20 protein-coding genes and 1 pseudogene are annotated in these 22,170 nt (G+C 48.1%); 12 read left to right on the top strand and 9 right to left on the bottom strand.

The annotated features are described in order from the left end of the window. The 4 genes from VB712_RS19955 to VB712_RS19940 form a co-directional block, all read right to left on the bottom strand. A partial coding sequence (locus tag VB712_RS19955; RefSeq protein ID WP_323258029.1) for a hypothetical protein occupies positions 1 to 231 on the bottom strand: 231 nt, incomplete at its 3' end. After that, on the bottom strand, positions 228 to 563 hold the full coding sequence (locus VB712_RS19950; RefSeq protein ID WP_323258023.1) for a DUF2513 domain-containing protein: 336 nt from the start codon (positions 561 to 563) through the stop codon (positions 228 to 230). The genes VB712_RS19955 and VB712_RS19950, both read right to left, overlap by 4 nt. 60 nt (positions 564 to 623) lie before the next feature. Continuing rightward, on the bottom strand, positions 624 to 2,246 hold the full coding sequence (locus VB712_RS19945) for an MBL fold metallo-hydrolase (protein WP_323258021.1): 1,623 nt from the start codon (positions 2,244 to 2,246) through the stop codon (positions 624 to 626). 32 nt (positions 2,247 to 2,278) lie between these two features. After that, complete coding sequence (locus VB712_RS19940; RefSeq protein ID WP_323258018.1) at positions 2,279 to 2,524, bottom strand: hypothetical protein; 246 nt, start codon at positions 2,522 to 2,524, stop codon at positions 2,279 to 2,281. 32 nt (positions 2,525 to 2,556) lie between these two features. Here VB712_RS19940 and VB712_RS19935 point away from each other — a divergent pair, with 32 nt between their 5' ends. Beyond that, positions 2,557 to 6,684 (top strand): CHAT domain-containing protein, encoded by a 4,128-nt coding sequence (locus tag VB712_RS19935; RefSeq protein WP_323258016.1) that lies wholly within the window; start codon positions 2,557 to 2,559, stop codon positions 6,682 to 6,684. A 198-nt stretch (positions 6,685 to 6,882) separates the two neighbouring features. Here the strand turns inward: VB712_RS19935 and aqpZ are convergent, their stop codons facing one another. Further along, positions 6,883 to 7,632 (bottom strand): aquaporin Z, encoded by a 750-nt coding sequence (gene aqpZ / locus VB712_RS19930; protein ID WP_323258013.1) that lies wholly within the window; start codon positions 7,630 to 7,632, stop codon positions 6,883 to 6,885. Between the two features lie 138 nt (positions 7,633 to 7,770). Next, a complete protein-coding gene (locus VB712_RS19925; RefSeq protein WP_323258011.1) occupies positions 7,771 to 7,944 on the bottom strand; it encodes a hypothetical protein in 174 nt (57 codons plus the stop codon). Positions 7,945 to 7,963: 19 nt separating this feature from the next. Here VB712_RS19925 and VB712_RS19920 point away from each other — a divergent pair. From VB712_RS19920 to VB712_RS19910, 4 genes and pseudogenes are all read left to right on the top strand, one after another. Further along, positions 7,964 to 10,156, top strand: a pseudogene (locus VB712_RS19920) (ATP-dependent Clp protease ATP-binding subunit); the annotation flags it as partial. A gap of 231 nt (positions 10,157 to 10,387) precedes the next feature. Then, on the top strand, positions 10,388 to 10,930 hold the full coding sequence (locus VB712_RS20595; RefSeq protein ID WP_416236415.1) for a hypothetical protein: 543 nt from the start codon (positions 10,388 to 10,390) through the stop codon (positions 10,928 to 10,930). Between the two features lie 24 nt (positions 10,931 to 10,954). Next, complete coding sequence (locus VB712_RS19915) at positions 10,955 to 12,028, top strand: AAA family ATPase (protein WP_323258007.1); 1,074 nt, start codon at positions 10,955 to 10,957, stop codon at positions 12,026 to 12,028. A 2-nt stretch (positions 12,029 to 12,030) separates the two neighbouring features. Further along, positions 12,031 to 12,729 (top strand): DUF3226 domain-containing protein, encoded by a 699-nt coding sequence (locus VB712_RS19910; protein ID WP_323258006.1) that lies wholly within the window; start codon positions 12,031 to 12,033, stop codon positions 12,727 to 12,729. 97 nt (positions 12,730 to 12,826) lie between these two features. Here the strand turns inward: VB712_RS19910 and VB712_RS19905 are convergent, their stop codons facing one another. After that, the gene (locus tag VB712_RS19905; RefSeq protein ID WP_323258003.1) at positions 12,827 to 13,150 is read right to left on the bottom strand and encodes a nucleotidyltransferase family protein; all 324 of its coding nucleotides are present in this window, start codon (positions 13,148 to 13,150) and stop codon (positions 12,827 to 12,829) included. A 428-nt stretch (positions 13,151 to 13,578) separates the two neighbouring features. On the opposite strand from VB712_RS19905, the gene VB712_RS19900 reads away from it, so the two are divergent. From VB712_RS19900 to VB712_RS19885, 4 genes are all read left to right on the top strand, one after another. Further along, positions 13,579 to 16,137 carry a dynamin family protein gene (locus tag VB712_RS19900; protein ID WP_323258001.1) on the top strand — a complete coding sequence of 853 codons (2,559 nt, stop codon included), beginning with the start codon at positions 13,579 to 13,581 and terminating at the stop codon, positions 16,135 to 16,137. A 2-nt stretch (positions 16,138 to 16,139) separates the two neighbouring features. After that, a complete protein-coding gene (locus tag VB712_RS19895; protein WP_323257999.1) occupies positions 16,140 to 17,108 on the top strand; it encodes a hypothetical protein in 969 nt (322 codons plus the stop codon). 21 nt (positions 17,109 to 17,129) lie between these two features. Then, positions 17,130 to 18,395, top strand: a complete 1,266-nt coding sequence (locus VB712_RS19890; RefSeq protein WP_323257996.1) for a hypothetical protein — start codon at positions 17,130 to 17,132, stop codon at positions 18,393 to 18,395. Positions 18,396 to 18,476: 81 nt separating this feature from the next. Next, complete coding sequence (locus VB712_RS19885) at positions 18,477 to 19,433, top strand: hypothetical protein (protein WP_323257994.1); 957 nt, start codon at positions 18,477 to 18,479, stop codon at positions 19,431 to 19,433. A gap of 169 nt (positions 19,434 to 19,602) precedes the next feature. On the opposite strand, the gene VB712_RS19880 is transcribed toward VB712_RS19885, so the two are convergent. Both VB712_RS19880 and VB712_RS19875 read right to left on the bottom strand, forming a co-directional pair. Then, the gene (locus tag VB712_RS19880) at positions 19,603 to 19,827 is read right to left on the bottom strand and encodes a DUF2283 domain-containing protein (RefSeq protein WP_323257992.1); all 225 of its coding nucleotides are present in this window, start codon (positions 19,825 to 19,827) and stop codon (positions 19,603 to 19,605) included. Continuing rightward, positions 19,812 to 20,123 carry a hypothetical protein gene (locus VB712_RS19875; RefSeq protein WP_323257990.1) on the bottom strand — a complete coding sequence of 104 codons (312 nt, stop codon included), beginning with the start codon at positions 20,121 to 20,123 and terminating at the stop codon, positions 19,812 to 19,814. Before VB712_RS19875 ends, VB712_RS19880 begins: the two co-directional genes overlap by 16 nt. Positions 20,124 to 20,528: 405 nt before the next feature. On the opposite strand from VB712_RS19875, the gene ispD reads away from it, so the two are divergent. The 3 genes from ispD (at position 20,529) to ribH (ending at position 22,114) form a co-directional block, all read left to right on the top strand. Beyond that, positions 20,529 to 21,221 carry a 2-C-methyl-D-erythritol 4-phosphate cytidylyltransferase gene (gene ispD / locus VB712_RS19870; protein ID WP_323257988.1) on the top strand — a complete coding sequence of 231 codons (693 nt, stop codon included), beginning with the start codon at positions 20,529 to 20,531 and terminating at the stop codon, positions 21,219 to 21,221. 130 nt (positions 21,222 to 21,351) lie between these two features. After that, positions 21,352 to 21,540 (top strand): photosystem II reaction center protein PsbZ, encoded by a 189-nt coding sequence (gene psbZ / locus VB712_RS19865; protein ID WP_323257986.1) that lies wholly within the window; start codon positions 21,352 to 21,354, stop codon positions 21,538 to 21,540. 85 nt (positions 21,541 to 21,625) lie between these two features. Beyond that, complete coding sequence (gene ribH / locus VB712_RS19860) at positions 21,626 to 22,114, top strand: 6,7-dimethyl-8-ribityllumazine synthase (RefSeq protein WP_323257984.1); 489 nt, start codon at positions 21,626 to 21,628, stop codon at positions 22,112 to 22,114. Positions 22,115 to 22,170: the final 56 nt, after the last annotated feature.

Raw genomic sequence — 22,170 nt, 5'->3', positions numbered from 1 at the left:
GGGAGAATGTGCCAAAGGTGTTAAAGCATAGGTGTGCGTACCTGAATGGGGCACTGACGGCTTAATTGGATTACAATCATATACTTGGTCTGAGTAATTATACTCATCTCCTAACTGAGATGTACCCATTTTATTTGGGTTAGGGTAGGGTTGTTTTTTCCTGTTGAAGGAGAAAATCGAGGTAGTCTTCGAGGTTTTGTTGCTGGGCTGGGGAGATTGGGGAAGTGTCATGATAATTGGATGAGATAGTCAACCAAGGCTTTTGCTGCTGTGGTTGCCACAATGGGTTGTAGTGTTTTCAATGCTTTATGAATATTGGACTGATTCAATGCTTGCAAGAGTTTATGTCCATCCATTGTTAAATCTGTAGGGCGAAACTCAGGCGATTCAAACGTTCTTTTCCATGAAACCTCTTTGACCAATCCAGCTTCAATCAAAGTCTTGAGATGATATTTTACCGATTCATTATTGTAGTTCTCAAGAGAAATTATAGCTTCTGCACTGGTTGATTTTTCTGCAATTTCAAACAAAATTGATTTGATCATTTTTTTGTCTAACTTCATTATTTTACTCGCTTTCGCGCTCCTTTAATATTGCCCAACTGTTTTAACATCAAACTCACTCTACTCCCCCCCAACCGGCTCAAAAGCGGGACAATAGCCATCCAGCGTTACCGGGAAACCGCAGAGGGGCGATCGCACATTGCCGCAGGTTTGGCCCCGTAGGTGTTCACAATTGCGACAACATTCTACATCCACCTGAATCCGCTCTACGCTACTTTGGCGCAACAATTCCCGCTGCGATAATCCCCGCAATACTAACTCATTCCCCTGCCAACGGGCTTCAATTAACCCTGTATCCGCAAAACTTGACCAGTTGGGGTTATTACTCAGAGCAGAAGGGAGGGCAAAATGCACATTGGCATCCAGTTCCGTGATTTCCCCTTCATAGGTGGTGAGTAAAGGGGTGGCGGGTTGAATGAAACGATCGCCCACCAACAATTCCACCCGCATCCCACTACTGGGGGCATGGAGTTTGTAGCGGTTTTGCAACTCTTCTAAACTGGTGAGAGCCGCGATCGCCCCTACCGTACCATGGACAAACACAATATGTTGGGGGCGAATATTGTGGATCAATTGCGTCGTATTGCGGCCATCACTGTGATCCGGCAATACATAGGGTTCTACCACAACATTGGTGCGTTGGCTCAGGGTTTGGCGATCCACGATCACCTCTTCCTGCGTGGCAGGAATTAACGCCCGCCAATTTTGGGCAAAACGCCGTTGCAACTGTTGCCAATCACTAAAACGATCCGTCAGTAGAATAAAGGGGGACTGAGGAACCGTTTTCGCCGTCAGGCGGCCCAACTTTGGTAAAATTTCCTCATCCCAAAACAGCGGTTGATGACGGGCAAAATTTTGCACCGCTGCCGGTAAATGGGGCAAAATATCTAAATAACTATCACAGGCTTGGGCCACCCGCTCCCCTACCCAAATTTCTAAGTTGCGGCCCGTGAATTGATGGTGCGATCGCAACAACATAACAATTTCCTGCGCTAACCCCAAAGGGGGGGCAAAAATTACCACCGAAGTTTGATTTTGAATCCCTCGCTCAATTTGATCTAAAAATTGCTTTTCCAACTGTCGCCGCCGAGGATACCGCGCCGCCCCATAACTGCCCTCAATAATCAACACATCCGGAGCCGATCCCCGCAAGGTTTCCAACGATAAACCTTCCACCAAACGGGAATTAGAGAGGAAAAAATCCCCCGTATACAGAACCGTATAGGCCCGTTGCGGGGTGGTGTAGGTGAGGAGGATCGCCGCCGCCCCTGGTAAATGGCCGGCGGGGAAAATTTGCGCCGTGAGATCGGGAAAAAAGGCAATGGGCGATCGCCACGGCAACGGCCGACAGGATAACTCCGGTAAATCCTGGGATTGTTCCTGCCAATGGAAGGGCAATAGTTGCGCCGTCACCTCACTGGCATAGATGGGCAACTGGGGAAAGTGATGAGCCAGAGCTAAAAGGCTACGGGTGTGATCCTGATGGGCATGGCTGCAAAACACCAAATCCGCTGGCGGCGTTTTCTCCGTCAATAGCGGATTAGGATCCCGTAGCCCACAATCGAGCAAAATCCGATAAGGCCCCATCTCCACCAATAAACAAACCCCCTCCCCTTGGTGGCCAACACCATAGGGACGACAAGCCAGGGGAAAGGGGGTAGAAGCAGAATCAGACGCAGGCATGAACGGCAGGGCGAGATGGCAGGAGAGGGCGTTTAATGGGCGGAACCATTACCGTGGTAATCATCGGAATCATAAAAGCCGTTTTTTGTCCCAAAAAAGAGGGTCGTGAGAATAAATACCCCCGTGAGCACGACTAAAATTAACTTAACATCCATAAAATGTGTCTCCATCGCACCAGTTACCCCCCCATGATAATTGCCAATCCCGCAGAATGTGACAGGACGATAGAGATTGTTAGGATAGGCTTGATGTTGGTGCTTCTCGTGATCTAAATCCATTCAGCCATCAAACTTCTAGCTTGGAGATCTCCATGGAATTGAGAATGCTGCCGACGGTTGCCCTCTTCCTCCTCTGCACAACCTTACCTGCTTCAGCCCAAAACATTACCCCAACGGCGGACGGGACAGGCACAATCGTTGAATACAACGGACAGACCTACAGGATTAGTGGGGGAACAACGGCGGCGGCAAATTTGTTTCATAGCTTTCAGGCCTTCGGCTTGAGTCCGGGGGAAATTGCTGAGTTTTTGGCCCATCCGGGTTTGGAGAATATTTTGGCTAGGGTGACGGGGGGCGATCCTTCTGTGGTTCATGGCCTGATCACTGTAAGCGGGGGCAATCCCCATCTCTATTTGATCAATCCGGCGGGGATTATTTTTGGATCCCAGGCCCGTTTAAATGTGCCGGGGGATTTTATCGCCACGACGGGCGATCGCCTTGGTTTTAGTGATGGTGGTTGGCTCGATGCGGTGGGAACCGTGGATTATAGCCGTTTGACGGGAACACCCAACCAACTGGCGTTTTTGACGGCCCAACCGGGGGCAATTATCAACCAGGGGGACTTAAGGGTTGGGCCAGGACAAACCCTCGGTTTATTCGGTGGCACAGTCATCCAGAGCGGCACAGTCACCGCCCCCGATGGCCAGATCACCCTCGCCGCCGTACCGGGGGAAAATCGGGTGCGGATTTCCCAGCCGGGGCAACTCCTCAGCCTAGAACTGGATCGGGGGGATCTGTGGGCGGGTTTTGATGCGGTAGATTTGCCCACCCTGCTCACGGGGATCGCTTTGCCTCCCGTGGCTCCTGGAGATTTAGCCATAACTGGCCCCATTACAGCAGCAACGGTTCACCTCGCATCATCCCATCCCATTGATCCCACTGATCCCACCCTGATCACCACCCACAACGGCACAGCCCAGGCCCCCACCGTCACCCGTTACGACACCGCCGCCGCTCCCCTCTCCTTAACCTTCTTAGATGCCACCGTTCCCGATTATTTATCGCTGCTCTACGGTGGGCGGCCGGGGACAACAACGGTGGTGATTACGCCAGAGATGGCGGGGATTCGTGAGATCACGAGGGTTTTAAGCCACTTTGCCGATTGGGGGGAAAGGGTGGATGAGGTGCATATTGTGGCGGAGGGGAATGCGGGAAATTTTTGGTTAGGGTCGGATTTTGTGGAGAATACAACCGTTAATCAGTATGCAGACTTGTTTCAACAATGGCATCGCGCCCTAGCACCGGGGGCAGATCTGCTCCTGTACAGTTGCTTTACAGCTTTAGGAGCCGTGGGGGAAGCATTGATCAATAGCTTGGCAGATTTAACCGGAGCGGATGTAGCGGCCTCCACGAATGCCACGGGGAGCGCAGCCCTAGGGGGAGATTGGCAGTTTGAGCGGGCCACAGGCAATATTGAAGGGGCGATCGCCTTTGCAACCCCAGTCCTAACCGACTATCAAGAGACCCTCGCCCTCTTCACCGTCCTCAACGGCGATAATGCCGGGCCCAATTCCCTCAGAAACCAGATTAACGATGCCAATGCCTTGCCCGGAGCCGATGAAATTCGCTTTGCCCCTGGGATCACCCTGGTGAGCTTAACCAGCAACTCCCTGAATATCACCGAAAATCTCACGATCAACGGTCAGGGCAACAATATCACCATCCAAGGGAACGACACCTTTCGCATTTTTAACATCACTAACAACGCAGATGTGACGCTTAACTCCCTAACGATCACTGGAGGAAATGCCACCGCTGGCCTCGGAGGCGGCATTCTCAGCGATGGCAATCTCACCCTGATTAATAGCACCATCACCGACAACCGCACCAGTGGAGCAGACATTGTACGCGGGGGTGGCATCTATACTGGGGGCGCTCTTACGCTCATCAATAGCACCGTCAGCAACAATCGCACCCTTGGCACTAATGGCAATGGCGGCGGTATTGCCAGCGTCGGGCCGTTGCTCCTCACCAACAGCACCGTCACAGGCAATCGTACCGCCGGAAACTTCAGTGCTGGCGGGGGAATTTATGCTCAATCCACCGTCACCCTCAATAACAGTACAGTTAGCAACAATCAAACTGCTGGGGATAAAGTCGCGGGTGGGGGCGGCATTCGCAGTTTTGGAGTCGTGAACCTGTTGAACAGCACCGTCAGCAATAATCAAACCCTCGGCAATCAAACCCTGGTGGGGGGGTTTCAGAACAATAGTGCTGGCGGCGGGATTCATGCGCCTCAGGTCAATATCATCAACAGCACGATCAGTGGCAACCGCACCCTTGGCTTGTACAGCAATGGGGGCGGAATTTTTGTCACCAGCGGCGGCACGATTCAGAACAGCACAATTACGAATAATCGCGTCTCGCTCTCGGATGGAGGTGGGTTAGTCAGTTTTGGCAATCTGACGGTGCGAAACAGCATCATCGGCGGCAATAGTGATCAGGGGGGAGAGGCTCCCGATCTGGCCGGCAATTTCACCTTTGCAACCTTGCAATACAATCTGATTACCAGCCCGGCGGGGGCAACGAATCTGACGTTAGGCCCCCATAATTTGGTGGATCTTGATCCCCTGTTGGGGCCGTTAGGCAGCTATGGCGGCCTGACTCAAACCCATCGACCCTTGGGGGGGAGTCCGGTGATTAATGCGGGTAGCAATGTTTTCGCGGCGGGAGGAACGGATCAGCGAGGCTTTAACCGGATTAATGAGGGTCAGGTGGATATCGGTGCGGTGGAATTAACCGATCAGGAGTTAAATCGGATACCGGATGCAACGACGACGCTGCCGAGTTTTGAGGATGTTTCTCCTCAAGATCTGACGGATTTATCGGCTCCTCAACATTTAGGGAGAGAGCAGACTTTAGAATCGGAAACTTTGGCGGCGTTGACGGTGGATGATGGCTTTACCGCAGATTATGGGGGCTTTGTGGGCAATCAGGGGATGTTGAATCCGACAAGTTTAAATGATACCCAGCGTTCTTTGCAGGCGGTGATGCAACAGCGGGGGTTACGGCCCGCAATTATCTATGCGAGCTTTGTCCCACCGGAGACTGTGCCGATTCCGGTGAGTAGTCCGGGGTTGACCATTGCGCCGGAATATACTTCTCGGTTTCGCTCCCGCGATCGCTCGGATCGCGATCGCCTCGAACTCATTCTCATCCTGCCCGATGGCCAACCCCTACGCAAATCAATTCCCATCACCCGTGGGGAAATCGCCCGCGTGGTGGGTCGCTTACGGCGAGATACCGCCAATCACCAACGCATCAATGCCCATCGCGCCAATGCCCAACAACTTTATGAATGGCTTCTAGCTCCCTTGGAACCGCTCTTACAGGAGGCGGGTATTGATAGCATTATCTACATCCCCGATGAGGGTTTGCGGACGGTTCCCTTGGCGGCGATGCATGATGGCCAGGGCTATGTGATTGAACGCTATAGTTTAACCCTTGTGCCTAGCTTGGCGCTCACGGATTTACGGCTACCGAACCTCCAGGGCCAACAGGTTTTGGCCATGGGGGCATCGGAGTTTGTGGATCAAGAAGCATTGCCCAATGCACCTTTAGAGGTGGAGGCGATCGCCCAAAATCTGTGGCCAGGTCAAGCCTATATTAATGAAGCGTTTACCTTTGAAAATTTGGTAGCCGCCCGCGCTGCCCATCCCTACGGTATTATTCATCTGGCTACCCATGGGGAATTTCGTGCCGGTCGCCCGGAGGATTCCTATATTCAATTGAGCGATCGCCGCCTTTCCCTCACAGAACTGGCCAGTCTCAACTGGGATGATCCCCTGGTGGAGTTGTTGGTGTTGAGTGCTTGCCAGACGGCGATTAATTCCCCAGAAGCAGAATTAGGGTTTGCGGGGTTGGCGGTAGCGGCTGGGGTGCGTTCGGCTCTGGGGAGTCTCTGGTCGGTGAGTGATGCGGGAACCTTTGCACTGATGATTAATTTTTACGATTATCTCACCCAAGTTCCCACCAAAGCCGAAGCTCTGCGCCTTGCCCAGCTTGCCCTGCTGCGGGGGGAAAGCCGGGTAGAAAATGGGCGGTTAATCCTTGCCAATGGCGAAACAATTGAACTACCAACAACAATTGATCAACCGGATCTCACGTTTAATCATCCCTATTTTTGGAGTGGATTTACGCTCATCGGTAATCCTTGGTAGGGGATATTCCTGTTGTCAGAACTCATGGGGTTTAGCCCTCACCGCAAACCCCTCTCCCAAAGCGGGCGAGGGGCTGTAAATGTAGAATAGATCGGTGTAGGGGCGCTGGCGTAAGCCTGCCGGATGCACAAAAATTTTTCGCCCCTAACCGCGTTTATTGTGAGAAATTTAACCCTCTTTTAGCCTTTCAGTGGCGGCTTATTCTCCATCAGGAATGACAGCCGGACGGCTCAAATCCTCAAAGAAGTTGTGGTAGAGAAAACCCGCCAATAATGCGCCAGCAATGGGGGCCACCCAAAACAGCCACAGTTGACTCACAAGGGCCATATCCCCACAGAAGAGGGCAACCCCGGTACTCCGGGCAGGGTTAACGGAGGTGTTGGTGATGGGGATGCTGATCAGGTGGATCAGCGTCAGGGCTAGACCAATGGCAGCGGGGGCAAAACCGGGGGCGGCTTTTTTATCTGTAACCCCTAAGATGATCAACAGGAAGATAAATGTGAGGACAAATTCCGCCAACAGGGCCGAGATAATACTGTAGCCTTGGGGGGAATGTTCGCCAAAGCCATTGGTGGCTAAGGGATTGCTGCCGGTAAGTTGAAACTCTGGCGCACCATGGGCGATCGCCAAAATCAACAATGCCGCCAAAATTGCCCCAATCACCTGCGCCCCAATATAGGGGGCTAAATCAGAGCCGGGAAAGCGTTTTCCCATCCACAACCCAAAGGAAACCGCCGGGTTAAAATGTCCCCCGGAAATATGCCCAAAGGCATAGGCCCCCGTAAACACCGTTAAGCCAAAGGCGAGGGAGACCCCTAAATAACCTAAACCAAACTCATTGGTATTTTCGCCACCGGGAACAGAAACAAATGCTGCAAAAACTGCACTACCACACCCTCCAAACACCAGCCAAAATGTGCCAATTAATTCAGCAACGTATTTTTTCATGGATACCCTCAAACATTGTATTTTTGTTGGTCGAGATCAATGATGGACTGGAATTTACCCTGATTTTACTGATTTCAGGGTGATTAAGCTTTGAGATTCAACTGCAAAAATACCATTACTCTTCCATTTAATGGGCAATTAGTCGGGGAATGTTAATAATCTTTCATAAAAATTTTTGAGCAAGGAAAATTTAAACCCCCCCAAAAGGCGATCGCCCCGGCCTTTTTTTGCCCAGGTTGTACCGATTCCCACCCCCTGAACCCTTTGTGCCGCGATCGCCCCTAGGGAGAGACTGATACAATGGGGGGCCAATGTGCCGATGATAGAGGATATGCAGCCAACCGACGCGAGTAAATTCACCGAACAAGCCTGGGATGCGATTGTGCGATCGCAGGAAGTGGCCCGCCGTTGTGGGAATCAACAACTGGAAGTTGAGCATATTATCCTCGCCCTTCTGGAAACCGATGGCTTGACGAAGCGCATCCTCGATAAGGCCGCCATTGACCTCGAAGCGTTTCGACAACAGATTGATATTTTCGTCAAGGGTCAGCCTCGCTTCCCCTACGTTGAGCAGTTGTATCTCGGTCGCGCCCTCGATGTGATGCTCGATCGCGCCGAAGCTTCCCGCACCAGTTGGGAAGATAGCTATATTTCCGTAGAGCATCTTTTGATCGGGTTTGCCGAAGATGCCCGCTTGGGGCGGCGCTTGTTCCGCAAATTCAACCTCGATCCCCAAGATATCGAAACCACGATTAAAGCGGTGCGGGGTAGCCAAAAGGTGACGGAACAAAACCCAGAAGAGCAGTATGAGGCTCTGGCAAAATACAGTATTGATCTCACCGAGCGGGCGCGGGCGGGGAAATTGGATCCGGTGATTGGCCGGGATGAGGAGATCCGCAATGTGATTCAAGTGTTATCGCGGCGATCGAAAAATAATCCGGTGTTAATTGGCGAGCCGGGGGTGGGGAAAACGGCGATCGCCGAAGGTTTGGCCCAGCGCATCGTTAACGGCGACGTGCCTGAATCCCTCAAAAATCGGCAATTGGTCTCCCTCGATATGGGCAGCTTGATCGCCGGGGCCAAATACCGGGGGGAATTTGAAAACCGTTTGCGCTCGGTGTTGCATGAAGTCACCCATTCCGATGGGGGGGCAATTTTGTTTATTGATGAACTGCATACGGTGGTGGGGGCGGGCGATCGCGCCGGAGCCATGGATGCGGGTAATTTATTAAAACCGATGTTGGCCCGGGGGGAACTGCGCTGCATTGGAGCCACGACCCTGGATGAGTATCGCAACCATATCGAAAAAGACCCCGCTTTAGAGCGGCGTTTTCAACAGGTTTATGTGCGTCAGCCCAGTGTGGAGGATACGATCTCGATCCTGCGGGGCTTAAAGGAACGCTACGAAGTCCACCACGGCGTAAAAATTATTGACTCTGCCCTTGTTGCCGCCGCCACCCTCTCCCATCGCTATATTAGCGATCGCTTCCTCCCCGACAAGGCGATCGACCTCGTAGACGAAGCCGCCGCCCGGTTAAAAATGGAAATCACCTCCAAACCCATGGAGTTAGAAAGCCTCGACCGGCGGATCATGCAATTGCAGATGGAAAAACTCTCCCTCGAAGGCGATCCCACCTCCAAAGACCGCCAAGGCCGCATCAGCCAAGAAATTGCCGACCTCACCACCAAACAAACCGCCCTCACCCAACAGTGGGAAGCGGAAAAGCAAATGCTTGAAGAGATTAATATCCTCAAGGAAAAGGAAGATAAGTTACGGCTACAAGTGGAGCGGGCGTTACGGGATTATGATCAAAACCGCGCCTATCAACTCAAATTTGAGCGGGAACAACTCCAACAACAACGGGAAGCCCAGGAAGCGCAATTCCTCGATCGCCAAAACCAAGGCAGCGCCCTCCTGCGGGAACAAGTCACCGAAGCGGATATTGCCGATGTGGTGGCCCGCTGGACAGGCATCCCCGTCACCCGCTTAATGGAATCGGAAAAACAAAAACTGCTGCAATTAGAAGGGCAGTTACATGAGCGGGTCATTGGTCAGGAGGAAGCGGTGGCCGCTGTGGCGGCGGCGATTCGTCGCGCCCGTGCTGGCATGAAAGACCTCAACCGCCCCATTGGTTCGTTCCTCTTCATGGGGCCGACGGGGGTCGGGAAAACGGAATTAGCCCGTGCGTTGGCTGAATTATTATTCGACAGTGAGGAGGCAATGGTGCGCCTCGATATGTCGGAATATATGGAGAAGCACACGGTTTCTCGCCTGGTGGGTGCGCCTCCCGGCTATGTGGGTTATGAGGAAGGGGGGCAACTCACGGAAGCGGTGCGCCGTCGCCCCTATTCCGTTGTGCTCCTCGATGAGGTGGAAAAGGCCCATCGGGATGTATTTAATATCCTCTTGCAAATCCTCGATGATGGGCGGGTGACGGATTCCCAAGGGCGGCTGGTGGATTTTCGCAATACGATCATTGTGATGACGAGTAATATCGGTAGCGATGTGATCCTCAATTCGGCGGCTCTGGGGGAAAATTTCGCAAAACCCGTCAAGCAGGAGTTAGACCGCAAGCTACGCCAACGCATTGGCCAACTGTTGGAAGCGCAACATCAAAGCCTGTTGCAGGTGGGAACGCAGGTGAGTGAACCCACCACGCCCCAGGAGGTGGAAGCGTTGATTCAGGAGATTCTGGGGGCGATTATTCCTCAGGATCAATCCCCTGCGCCTCTGATTACGGGGGGCGGTAAAACCATGGATGAGATCCTCAGGGGTTATTTCCGGCCGGAGTTCCTCAATCGCATTGATGAGCGGATTGTGTTTAAGCCGCTATTGCGGGAACAGTTGCGGGCGATCGTTCTGATTCAATTGCAACGCATCCATAAGTTATTGGCGGAGCAAAAAATTACGTTGATCCTGACGGAGGCGGCGCAAAATCATCTGGTGGAGGCGGGGTATGATCCGGTGTATGGGGCGCGGCCGTTGAAGCGGGCGATCCAGCGGGAGTTAGAGAATCCGATGGCGACGAAGATCCTGGAAAATGCTTTTGGGGAAGGGGATACGGTGCGGGTGGATTGTGTGGATCAGGGTTTGGTTTTCACGAAGCAGGCCCCCGCTATGGAGGCAGATGGGGAACGCATCGATGCAATGGAAGGGAAGGCGATCCGCGATCGCGTACCTATCGCCCCTACGCCTGAGCCATCCCCTGAACCTGCCGCTACGCTTCCCCCAGTGGAGGAGGAGGCCAAGGTGGTGGAAGCGGAAATCGTCCGCGATGATGACAGTGTATTGTTTTAATGCACAATCAGCCCAGGAAAGATCATGCTGAAATCGATCACGATTGAAAATTTTCGTTGCTTTGAGCAGATCAAGATTGATGGCTTTAGGCGCATCAATTTGATCGGGGGAAAAAACAATGCGGGTAAAACTGCTTTACTCGAAGCTTTATTACTGTACTTTTATCCCACGCCAACAGCAGTAATGTCTCTCAAGCAAGCGCGAAAAGAATCAATGACTGCCATTAAAAATATGCCCAAAATGGCATGGAATACGTTTTTTTATGATCAAGACATTCATCAGCATATCAAAATCAAGGGAGACACAGATGATAAAAATGCCCAAGAAGTAACGCTATCGGTTTCTTTGTCTTTGGATAGTAAAGTTTTTGAAGATGAAGAGGAAGAATTTGTTGAATTTATTCATAAAAATATTGGTAGAAATAGTCCTGTTATTTCGGTTTTACAAATTAGGCTGCTTTCAAATCAGGATGAAACAATCAAGCGCAATGTTGTTGCTAGTTCTAGGGAGGTTTTTTCGCCCAGCTTTCCAGATGAAAATATTCCTTTGATTTCTACATCTCTTTCTTTTTCCAATCAAGAAATTGCCAGTCAATATGACAAGCTTAATTTTGAAAATCAGTCAGATGACGTGCTAAACATCTTAAAAATTTTAGATAATTCTATTGAAGATGCAGAAACTTTCTCAATGAATGAACCAACGCTTTATTTAACTCGCAAGGATCAGAAAAGATTACCTATTTCTCTTTTTGGTGATGCGATTAATCGAGTTACAGCCATTGCTTTAGAATTACTCAACAGGGATCAAAATGTTTTATTTATTGATGAAATTGAAAATGGGATTCACTACACAAGTCAGGAGAAATTCTGGAAGGCTCTTTTTCAGTTGGCTCGTGAACTGGATACAACCATTTTTGCAACAACCCATAGCCTGGAAATGATTAAGGCGTTTGCGGCGGCAAGCCAGGACTATCCCGAAGATGGGATGTATTTTGAACTGGCTCGGAATCCCAGAGATCAGAAAATTGTTGCGATTAAGCGAGATGCTGAACTTTTGGAATATGCCCTAGAACGGGGCAAACCGATTCGAGGAGAGTAATCATGGGCAATCTTTTAATTGTTGAAAGTAAAAATGATCAGCAGTTTTTACAGTTTCTCATTGATTATCTCAATTGCGACATTGAAGTTGATGCACCGATTTGTATTAATCAAGATGATTATGAATGTCTGGATGGCCTCAGTGAACGTCAGTTAATCACGACTTTGCGAGATTTAGATGAGAATTTACAAAAGCGTGATATTGCAAGAATTGGGATTATTCTGGATCAAGATGACTATTCACAGGAGGAAAGACTGAATTTTGTGAATTGCTGTTTAGCGCAAGTTTTTCATTTGCAAGGTCAGTTAACAGGTGTGAATCAATGGATCGCCGTTGAAAGCTCTCAAGGCATTCCACTGCGATTAGCCTGCTACTTTACTAATGTTGAGGGTCAAGGTGAACTGGAAACAATCCTGAAAAAAATTAAAAGCCAAGATTCACCCTATGCTGATTGCCTAGAAAGGTGGCGTGATTGCTTGAGCGGTGCAGAAAAGCAAATTTCAGACAAAGATTTTGATAAGTTTTGGTGGAATCAATATATCCGCTATGATACTTGTTCCCCGAAAGAGCAGCGTCAGGCGGGCAGGAAATGTTCAATGCGTCATTTTGACTATGTGCTAAAGCATAAAGGCTCGAAAATCTTAAATTTAAATCATCCAGCTTTACAATCCCTTAAAGATTTTTTAGAATTATTTAGATAAGTTTACTTTTGGAATCGCATGCAGAAATTCTGTTTTATTTAAATCAACAGAGTTTATCATCATGTAAGTTGTTTCATCTAAGGTGTGTTGTAGGTATTCACGAGCCGATAGGGACATACTCAACCTCATTTAATATGTGTGGCCCGATATAAGGACTTAATGATTCAATGGTGATGAGATCGACGGCTCTACCAAAGAGATCTTCTAGGAAAAAAGATAAGTGGATGAAATTATCAAAGGTTTTTTGGTTTGATTCAAAGGTGACTAAAATATCAACGTCACTTTGGGGGTGAATTGCATGGTCGTGGACAAATGAACCAAAGATGCCACAACGTTTAACGCCAAAGTTGTGTAAGGTTTCGTGATGTTCTTGAAGGAGGGCGAGGACTTGTGTTTTTGTTTGTACGGGGATTACTGGCATAGGTTGATTGGGGTTTCAACTAACCATTGGTGGATCTGGGTTGGGGGCGGTACTGTCGGGATTGTAGCTAAATTTCTGAGGCTTGTCATGGATGGGGGTCTAGGGCGATCGCCCCATTCACTGAATCAAGGCTAGGGGCGATCGCCTTACTGGTGGATCGGGGCTGGTCTATTTCTAGGGAGCGATCGCTCTATTCACTGAATCAAGGCTAGGGGCGATCGCCTTACTGGTGGATCGGGGGGGTTGACGGATTGCGGGGGGGTGTGTTACGGTCGAGGATATTTCTGATTTATCTTGTCCTGTCCAGCAAAAAACAACACTTTTTCTCTCGGTTCAATTTCTCGGCTTCGCAGGCTCCCTGAATCTCTTGGGAGCAGGTTTATTCCTTCGGTTCGCTTGTTCGCTCCTCGCCGTTTTTGGAGAATTCCATGTCTAAGTCCATTGAAGAATTATTCACAGAAGTCCGTGAACTGTTCCGCGAACTGGGGAACATCATGGTTTCTTTGGCTAGCCTTAAACAGTCTGAAATTATTGATGATTCGGCGGTTCGTGAGTTAATTGAGCAATTTAGACCCGTTTTTGATCAAACAAGGGAACGATTAGATCATCCAACGTTATCGATTGCGACTCTTGGTACAACTTCATCGGGAAAATCGACGATTGTTAATGCGCTGATTGGTCGTAAGATTGCGCCTATTCTCAATGATGAGATGAGCGGTGGGGTTTTAAGGATTAAGCACGGTAAGCAGTCAGTGTTAATCATTAAAGGAGAGGAGTCAAAAGAAGGGGAGCAGCAAAAAACTGGCAAATCAAAGCAATCTCGCAAGAAACGTAAAGGTTCAGTAATCGAGCAAGCTCGGTGGGAATCTGGCACGTGGAGGGGATTGAGTGATGCACAAATGTATGAGCGTATTAAGTCTGTAATGGAGCGTTACCATAAGCTCCGTAAAGACCCAGAATGTCCTGCTCCTGATGTTGCGGTGTGGGATGATCTTTTGCCGGTGAACAATCATTCACTTTTAAATCTCCCGCAAGGCATTGATATTGAGTTTGTGGATCTACCGGGTTTGAAATCTGTGGATGATGTCACTAACTTACGGGTAATTCAAAGCGAGTTCAAGAAATCTTGTTGTTTAGTTTCTTTAAGTTATGATCAAGTGGATGAACGACACCGTCAGGCTCTTTTAAAAGAACTAAAAGATGTTATATCTGACGTAGTAGGTGGTTATAATACCAATGACTTAACACAGCAAGATAAAATAGCATCAATCATTTTTGTACTTAATAAAGTTGACGTAAGAGTATCAGATGATCGACCTTTAGATCAGCAAATCAAAAAGTTACAAGAAGAAATCCAATCTGCTTTATTTCTTAAAAATCCTCCTACCATTATCCCATTTACCGCACGACTTCTTTTCCTTGCCCAGTGTGCTTGGGGAACAGGCTTAATAGAGGACGCTTCTGGTGTTGCGTCAAACCTTCGCCTAGAATATCTAGAGTCAGTTTTTAAAGAATGCAATAACGTTATTGAACAAAAGACATGGGATGACGACGATTTAGAGGATTGGTTTAAGATCGTCAAAAGAAAGGTTAAACGAGGATCAGAAATTGATGATCAAACGATGAGGCAGTTTCTCCATCATGCGACAGAGTGGAGTGGAGGTCAGGAACTTTGGCAAATGTTAAGGCAGCGTATTGATACATCTTTCACAGAATTGGTTCTGGTTCCTAGCTTACGGCCGCTGTTAACATCGCTTGATGTTTTAATTGCTCAACTAAATTTACAGGTTAAAAACAGCATTCATGAAAAAACGAAAGAAGTCAATCAGTTGTTAAACCAACTTCAAAATCAACAGTCTGAGCTAAAGGGTTTATTAAAAAAAACACGAGAAGATATTGATAAACAAATAAATCACACTTTTCGAGTCCTAGCTTCTGCAGAATTTATAGAAGAGGAAAATCGACTAATTGATGAAATTGATGAATTAGAAGCACTTATTAAGACTGACGATTTAGTAAGGGCTGTTGCAAAAGTTTGTGAAGATTTGAATGTTAATATTATTATCTTTCTTGAAGAGGCTCTAGAAGAGGGTAGATCAGGTTTTGATTTGAAAGATGATCTTGAGCAACAGATAAGTCCTTTCCATGCGGAAAGTCTTGGAAGAGCATATGATAGGGTACAGAAGATTCAAAAGGAATTTTCGCATCAACGTGACCGTCAATGCTTTTATAAGAGTGTTAAAAGTAATGATCAGAAAGGGGTAAATTGTTTAGATGATGCAGAAAAATATTATAAAACGTTGTACACGTGTGTCGACAAAGCACTATCTAATGAAGCCGAGCTTAGTATTCAGAAACAGTGTAGTTCAATCACTGCTTTTGTTGAAAGTTTTTCTGAGAAATATCATCAAGCGATCTTAGCAGATGTTGCTAGTATTTTTCCGGATTTAGTAGATGTGATTGAAGCGGAATTTAATAAGGTTATTGAATTGAACTTTCCAGAGTTGCCGGAAAGCTTTTTTAGTTTGTCCTCTGAAAAAATTAAAGCTGGTACTAAAAGTATTATGGAACAGACTGGCACAAAAACTGAGATAGAGCATTATACAGAAACTATTTTGTTTTTCTTTAAGTTCAAAAGGACACGACCTATCGAAAGAGCTATTCATGAAAATGTCCAATACCACGAATTAGAGCTACCAGATAATGAAGCTGTAGTCGAGCAATGGCTACAAGGTATATCCGTAAAGAAATCGAAAATTTTGGCAACAATCGAAAACTGGATTCAGGATTATTTCCATCAACTGAGTAATCAGTTTGACGATGTAATTGATAGAACACTAGAGCTAACTAAAGATTCACTTGAACGCAGGAAAAGGCTTAAAGAAAATGAGCTAGAGGAGTTTAAGCAATATTGGCGAAAGGTGGAAAATCGCAAGGATCAACTCGCGGAACTACAAAATAAATTCAATCAACTTATCAATGAATAGTTATGCAAAATTTTGAATTCTTCCAAGAGATCCACAATGATTCAGGTAGTAAATTATCTTCCTTGAATTTAGATGAGGATATAAATCTTTGGTTAAGATACTTGGCTCATGAGAAACAAAAAAAACAAATACATGGGTACATCGAATCATTCATTTATGATAATCGTGTTATTGGTTCATTCCTTGGATTTTATAAAATTCTTCTTAAAGTAACACATCAAAAAATTTTTTCTAGAAATTTAGCAGTAAAAATAAATAATCTTATTCCTTTTGTATCATTTGATGAAAGAGTTGATAACATCGAGAATCGAGAATTTTCAGGGGTGGTAACTGATGTACGAAAAGAGATAGTTAACACAGATACTAAAATGCCGGAGGACGACATGAACAACATCAATGGAATTGTACTAATCGCATTTATTTTGGCAGCAGTTGGAGTTGCTATTTATATTCTAAATTCAAAAAAGAATGACGAGGAATCTGATCGTAATTTTTTTTCTGAGCAAGCCTCGATTTCTCCACCTCCTAAAACTTACGGACAATATGAACATTTAGCGGCAAAAACAATTGTTTTTTTGGCAGTGAATGCTGATCGTGCTGAAGAAGAGGAGATTATTGGTGATTTAAAGCATTATGGTGTATCTCAGAAATTTGTTGACTTTACGAAAAGAACGTCTTGTATAAAAACATTATGGCAAGGTCCTTCTAATCAATACACTCAGCAAAAAATTAAAAATTGCTTTGATGAACGTCAAAAGGCTACAACGAACGAAAGCAATGATATTTATTTGATAGAAATAGAATTAGATTCTTCACGACCAGAATTTGAAGACGGCAATCTTTCAGCACGCTGGTACAGAGGATTTAGGGCAATTGCTGAAGGTGTAGATGTTAAAATCAAAAACATTCAGGTTTCAAAGCGAATGCGTAAAGAAGCTGTCAATAATCCTTCCCTTAAAATTCCCAGTTAACCTAAGCTCACACCAAAAACTATGCTTATTCCCACTACTTTAGTTGCTACTATCCCCATTCTTCAGGGATTAGCAAATGGTTCATTGGTTCGCTATGGAAGCGTCATTCGCCATGCTGCTGGAACAGCCCAAGGCGGGCAAATCGTCGCCCACCTATCCGAAGCCGCCGGCCTAACCAGCCAACTCGCCACCCTCGCCCTTGCCCCTCCCCTCGGAGCCGCACAAATAGCCGTGAATGGGATTGGTCATATTGCCACATTTAATAAATTAGTTGGCATTGATCACAAAATTATTGGCCTCCAACAAACCGCTGCCAAAATTCTCGGTGTTAGCCAAATTGCTGCCGGGGCCAGCGTCCTCGGCCTCGGAGTCAGCATTGCAGGCTTTGCCTACATGGGCTACAAACTCAACCAAGTTCAAAAATCCATCACCCAACTCCAACAAAACGTTAACCAAGGCTTTACGCGGATCGAAGAAATCCTCGGCCAAATGTCTGCCCAACTTGCCCATATTCACCTCCTCCTCGAAGACAACCGCCAACAACAACAGCGCATCATTGATGCCATTGCCCACCTCCATCAAGCCCTCCTCATCCAAGAAATCGCCAACCTTCAAGCCGAACTCGAAAACCTCAAACGCTTCCCCGACGACTCCCCCCAAACCGCCATCAAAGCAGCCGCCAAAGCCCGCATCTTCCTCGCCAACCAAGCCACCCAAGCCCAACTCCAACCCGAACCCAACACCCTCCTCCTCGTCGATATCGCCACCCAAGGCTGGGCCGTCGCCACCGCCACCGAAGCCCAACTCCTCCTCAAACATGGCCACATCCAAGACGCACAAGCCCTCCTCCGCGAAACCCTCCCCCAATTCCAACAACACACCGAAAACTGGGGCCGCACCATCATCCACGACCAACGCCCCGAACTCAACACCGCCCAACGCTTCGCCACATCCCCCTTTAAACCCCACATCACCCCGGAGCGCGTCGATCGCATCATCCGCATATCCCCCATTGATCAAAACCTGGGGAGCGATCGCGCCTATCGCAAACGCACCGAAGCCGAAGTCGAACTCACCATGCACCGCACCAAACCCCACATCGATCAACATTGGCAACGCCGCCAGATCGCCCTCGCCGAATACCTCGACACCATCAGCGAACTAACAGCCCGCCTCGATAGCCTCCTCGCCTTCGCCGACCTCTGCGCCGCCCAAAACGTCCAAACCAGCACCCAACTCCTCCCCCCCGCCGATGCCCCACCCGGCCTCTACCTCCTCCCCGCCTAACCCCAACCCCACCGCCATCAGCAGGTTCATCACCCATGTAATGCAAATCGATTTCACTAAACTTTAAATAATCTATTTGTTATGACAGAACCACATTCACTCCTCAACCAAGCCAAATCAGGAAATGCTCAAGCCATTGCGACCATCATCAATAAAACACTAGAACCGAAAGGCATTCATGTGAAAGCATCCATAAGTTATGATTGCTTAACCTTAATTCTAGAATCCACGACCGCCCCCGCTCAAGAGGCAACCGTTGATTTTATCAAAAAAGGACTTTTAAAGCTTCAGCCTAACAATGTTAGTAAGGTTATTGTTCGCGGTCGAATCAAAGATCAAACCTTAAATCTTTGGCAAGAATCATTTAATTTAATTGAACCTCAGCCCACAACCCCACCACCCCATTCTCATTCAATACCAACAACACATACAGCAGATAAAAAAACACACCCATCTGCTTCTCAAAAGAAAAAGACATTTAAATCAGTTCAACCTAAGCAGTTCTCAGAATTGACAATATCTGAAATTATTCAAAATATTGTTGATTTTATAAAAACAAAAAATGGTGAAAGACTTTCAATTGTCCTAGTAACCTTTATCGGGACATCCATTTTCTGGAATGTTGTAAACCCTGATAATCCTCAAGGCTCTAGTTCTTCCACTGCATCCAGTTCAAATTCAATAATACCGGCCATCCCTTTCGTACAACCCAAATATACAATCAAGGGATCTGTAACCTTAATTGATTCTGACATTGAAGGAACCGATGATCATTGCTACGGAACGGGAGGATTTGGTGATATAAGGACAAATATGCCGGTTACAATTCGAGATGGAGAAGGCACTATTTTGGCAACAGGAGAAACAGGATCGGGTAAAAAAGAGTCTATCGTAACTTGTATTTTTGAGTTTGAAGTTAGTGAAATTCCCAAAGTTGATTTTTATTCAATTGAGGTTGGTCGAAGAGGTCAACTTAATTATTCTTTTCAAGAATTGGAGGAGAAAGACTGGACTGTTGGCCTGTCACTAGGTACATAAAGTACCCACTGAGAACTTAATGTTTATGGATTTTTCCAGTTTAAGGTTATACAGAATCCGGCTGTAGCGTTGATCTGTGTGGGGGCGAAAAATTTTTCGCCCCTACATCGCCTACAGCATTGTCGATGCCCTACCCTGCCTCTACCTCCTCACCGATTAAAGTCATGGGTTAGGCTGCACTTCCTCGTTCAGATAACAATTCAGCAATCAATGGTTTTGATTGAGCAAGCTGGCTCACTGCCAGAATCGAAAAACCCAGAAGGTTGCCCTCTAAATCGACACGCTCCATCACAGCATCATTTTCTGTTGCCCGCATATAACCGGGAGATTCCGAAAAAGTGACTTCTAGAAAGTCAGCTTCGGGATCAAACCAAACTTTTACTCGCTCTGCCATAGGGTTTCTCCTGTTTTAGGTTTATCTGTGAAATAGGCGGTGACAATAAAGGCATCATTGGGAAGATATTTCACGACGACACAAAGCCATTTATCGCCAATCGTTATTTGGGTATAGAAGCGATAAAGCAATGCCACGCTTTCATCACTGCGAGATTGACGTACCAGGCTTGGTTGTGTGAGGGTGTCAGCGATTTGTGTTTCCATCCCAACCATTTCAGGGTGATTGAGAATATGTGCCAACCGTTCTTCGGTCAGGCGGACTTCTCGGTTTTGATAGTCAAGGAGGATGGGCATAACCCTACACTTCTATTTCTACGGTGATGGATGTATTGCAACCGAAGGTATCGACAACTTTAACACAGGCAAGATATTGGGCGGGGGTGGGGTAGTTTGCCCCGATCGCAGGGCATGATTACCCAGTGGTAGGCATGACAATTCCTCACGATGGGATCACCATCCTATCCTAGCCCAAGGCGATCGCATCATCCGCATATCCCCCATTGATCAAAAACCAGCACCCAACTCCTCCCCCACCGCGATCAACAGAAAGAATACGTCAGCAGTAATTGTCAATAATATTTAGATTTGCTTTGTTTAACGTAATTCCTTAGGCTCAACGCTTGACCCGCCATCGCCCATCCTCAACCCAACCCCATAGCGCGATATGCTCAAAGATTGAGAAATTTTCAGCAATACACCATGCACCTCTTGATTCCGGCCGCCGGATTGGGGAAACGAATGGGGAGCGATCGCAATAAACTGCTCCTCACCCTCAACCAAAAACCCCTTCTCGCTTGGACCCTCCAAGCCATCGAACAAGCTCAGGAAATTAGCTGGATTGGCCTGATTGGCCAACCCTACGACTTCCCCGCCTTCGAGCAAATTATTGCCGATATCTACCTCACCAAACCCGTCCAGATCATCCAAGGGGGGGAAACCCGCCAAGCCTCCGTTTATAACGGCCTCCAAGCCCTCCCCCCCCAAGCCCAACGGGTGCTGATCCACGATGGCGCTCGCTGCCTCGCTACCCCGGAACTGTTCGATCGCTGCGCTGCCCAGTTGCGCAACTGCTCCGGCCTGATCGCCGCCGTCCCCGTTAAAGACACAATTAAAATCGTCAACAGCGATCAAATCATTCAAAGCACCCCCGATCGCAGCAACCTCTGGGCCGCCCAAACCCCCCAAGGCTTCGATGTCGCAATGCTCAAACAATGCCACCACCATGGCCGCGAACTGGGGTGGGCCGTCACCGATGATGCCGCCCTCTTTGAAAAATGCGACTTTCCCGTCCAGATCGTCCCCGGTGAAGAAACCAACCTGAAAATTACCACCCCCGTGGATTTGGCGATCGCCCAATTCATCCTCCAACAACGGGCCAACCCCCCCGCCTAGCCCCAAAACCCTTCCCAGAATGGCCGTCATTTGCTAGCGTACTAGCAGGACTTTTTCAAAACCTTGTTAGAGAAGCCCACTTGCTGGCCTTGCTTACCTCATTAATATTGCTGTATTAGGAGAACCGCCCATGTCTATCATTTTTCAACTCGCCCTTGCCGCCCTTGTTTTCCTCTCCTTCGCCATGGTCGTCGGTGTACCCGTCGCCTACGCCACCCCCCAAAACTGGGATCAATCCAAACAACTGATCTATCTTAGCTCCGGTCTGTGGCTGATCCTCGTCGTCGTCGTGGGTGTGCTGAACTTCTTCGTCGTCTAACAACCCACCCCCAAAACTGTAACGATGGCGTGTATGATCCGGTGCGATCGCCACGCCATTTTAATCCCCATTCCCCCCAATTCCCATGGCTGTATTTGAAGGCAACTTCACCACCGACCCCGAATCCCTCCGCATCGCCATCGTCATCGGTCGCTTTAACGACATGGTGACGGGGAAACTCCTCGCCGGTTGCCAAGACTGCCTCCAACGCCACGGTGTCGATACCAACCCCCAAGGCTCCCAAACCGATTATTTTTGGGTTCCCGGCAGCTTTGAAATCGCCATGGTGGCCCGCCAAGTGGCCAATTCTCGCCGCTACAACGCCGTGATTTGCCTAGGGGCTGTGATTCGCGGTGATACCCCCCATTTTGATTATGTGGCCGCCGAAGCCGCCAAAGGCATCGCCGCCGCTAGTTTTCAAACAGGTATCCCCGTCATTTTTGGCATCCTCACCACCGATACACTCCAACAGGCCCTAGAGCGGGCTGGCATTAAGAGTAACCTGGGTTGGAACTACGCCATGAATGCTTTAGAGATGGCGAATTTGATGCGGAGTATGGTTGGGGAGGAGTGAGGAGTGAGGAGTGAGGAGTGAGGAGTGAGGAGTGAGGAGTGAGGAGTGAGGAGTGA

This window comes from Spirulina sp. CCNP1310, from assembly GCF_034932185.1.
GTDB lineage: Bacteria > Cyanobacteriota > Cyanobacteriia > Cyanobacteriales > Spirulinaceae > Spirulina.
This window is presented reverse-complemented; position numbering and strand designations above follow the sequence as displayed.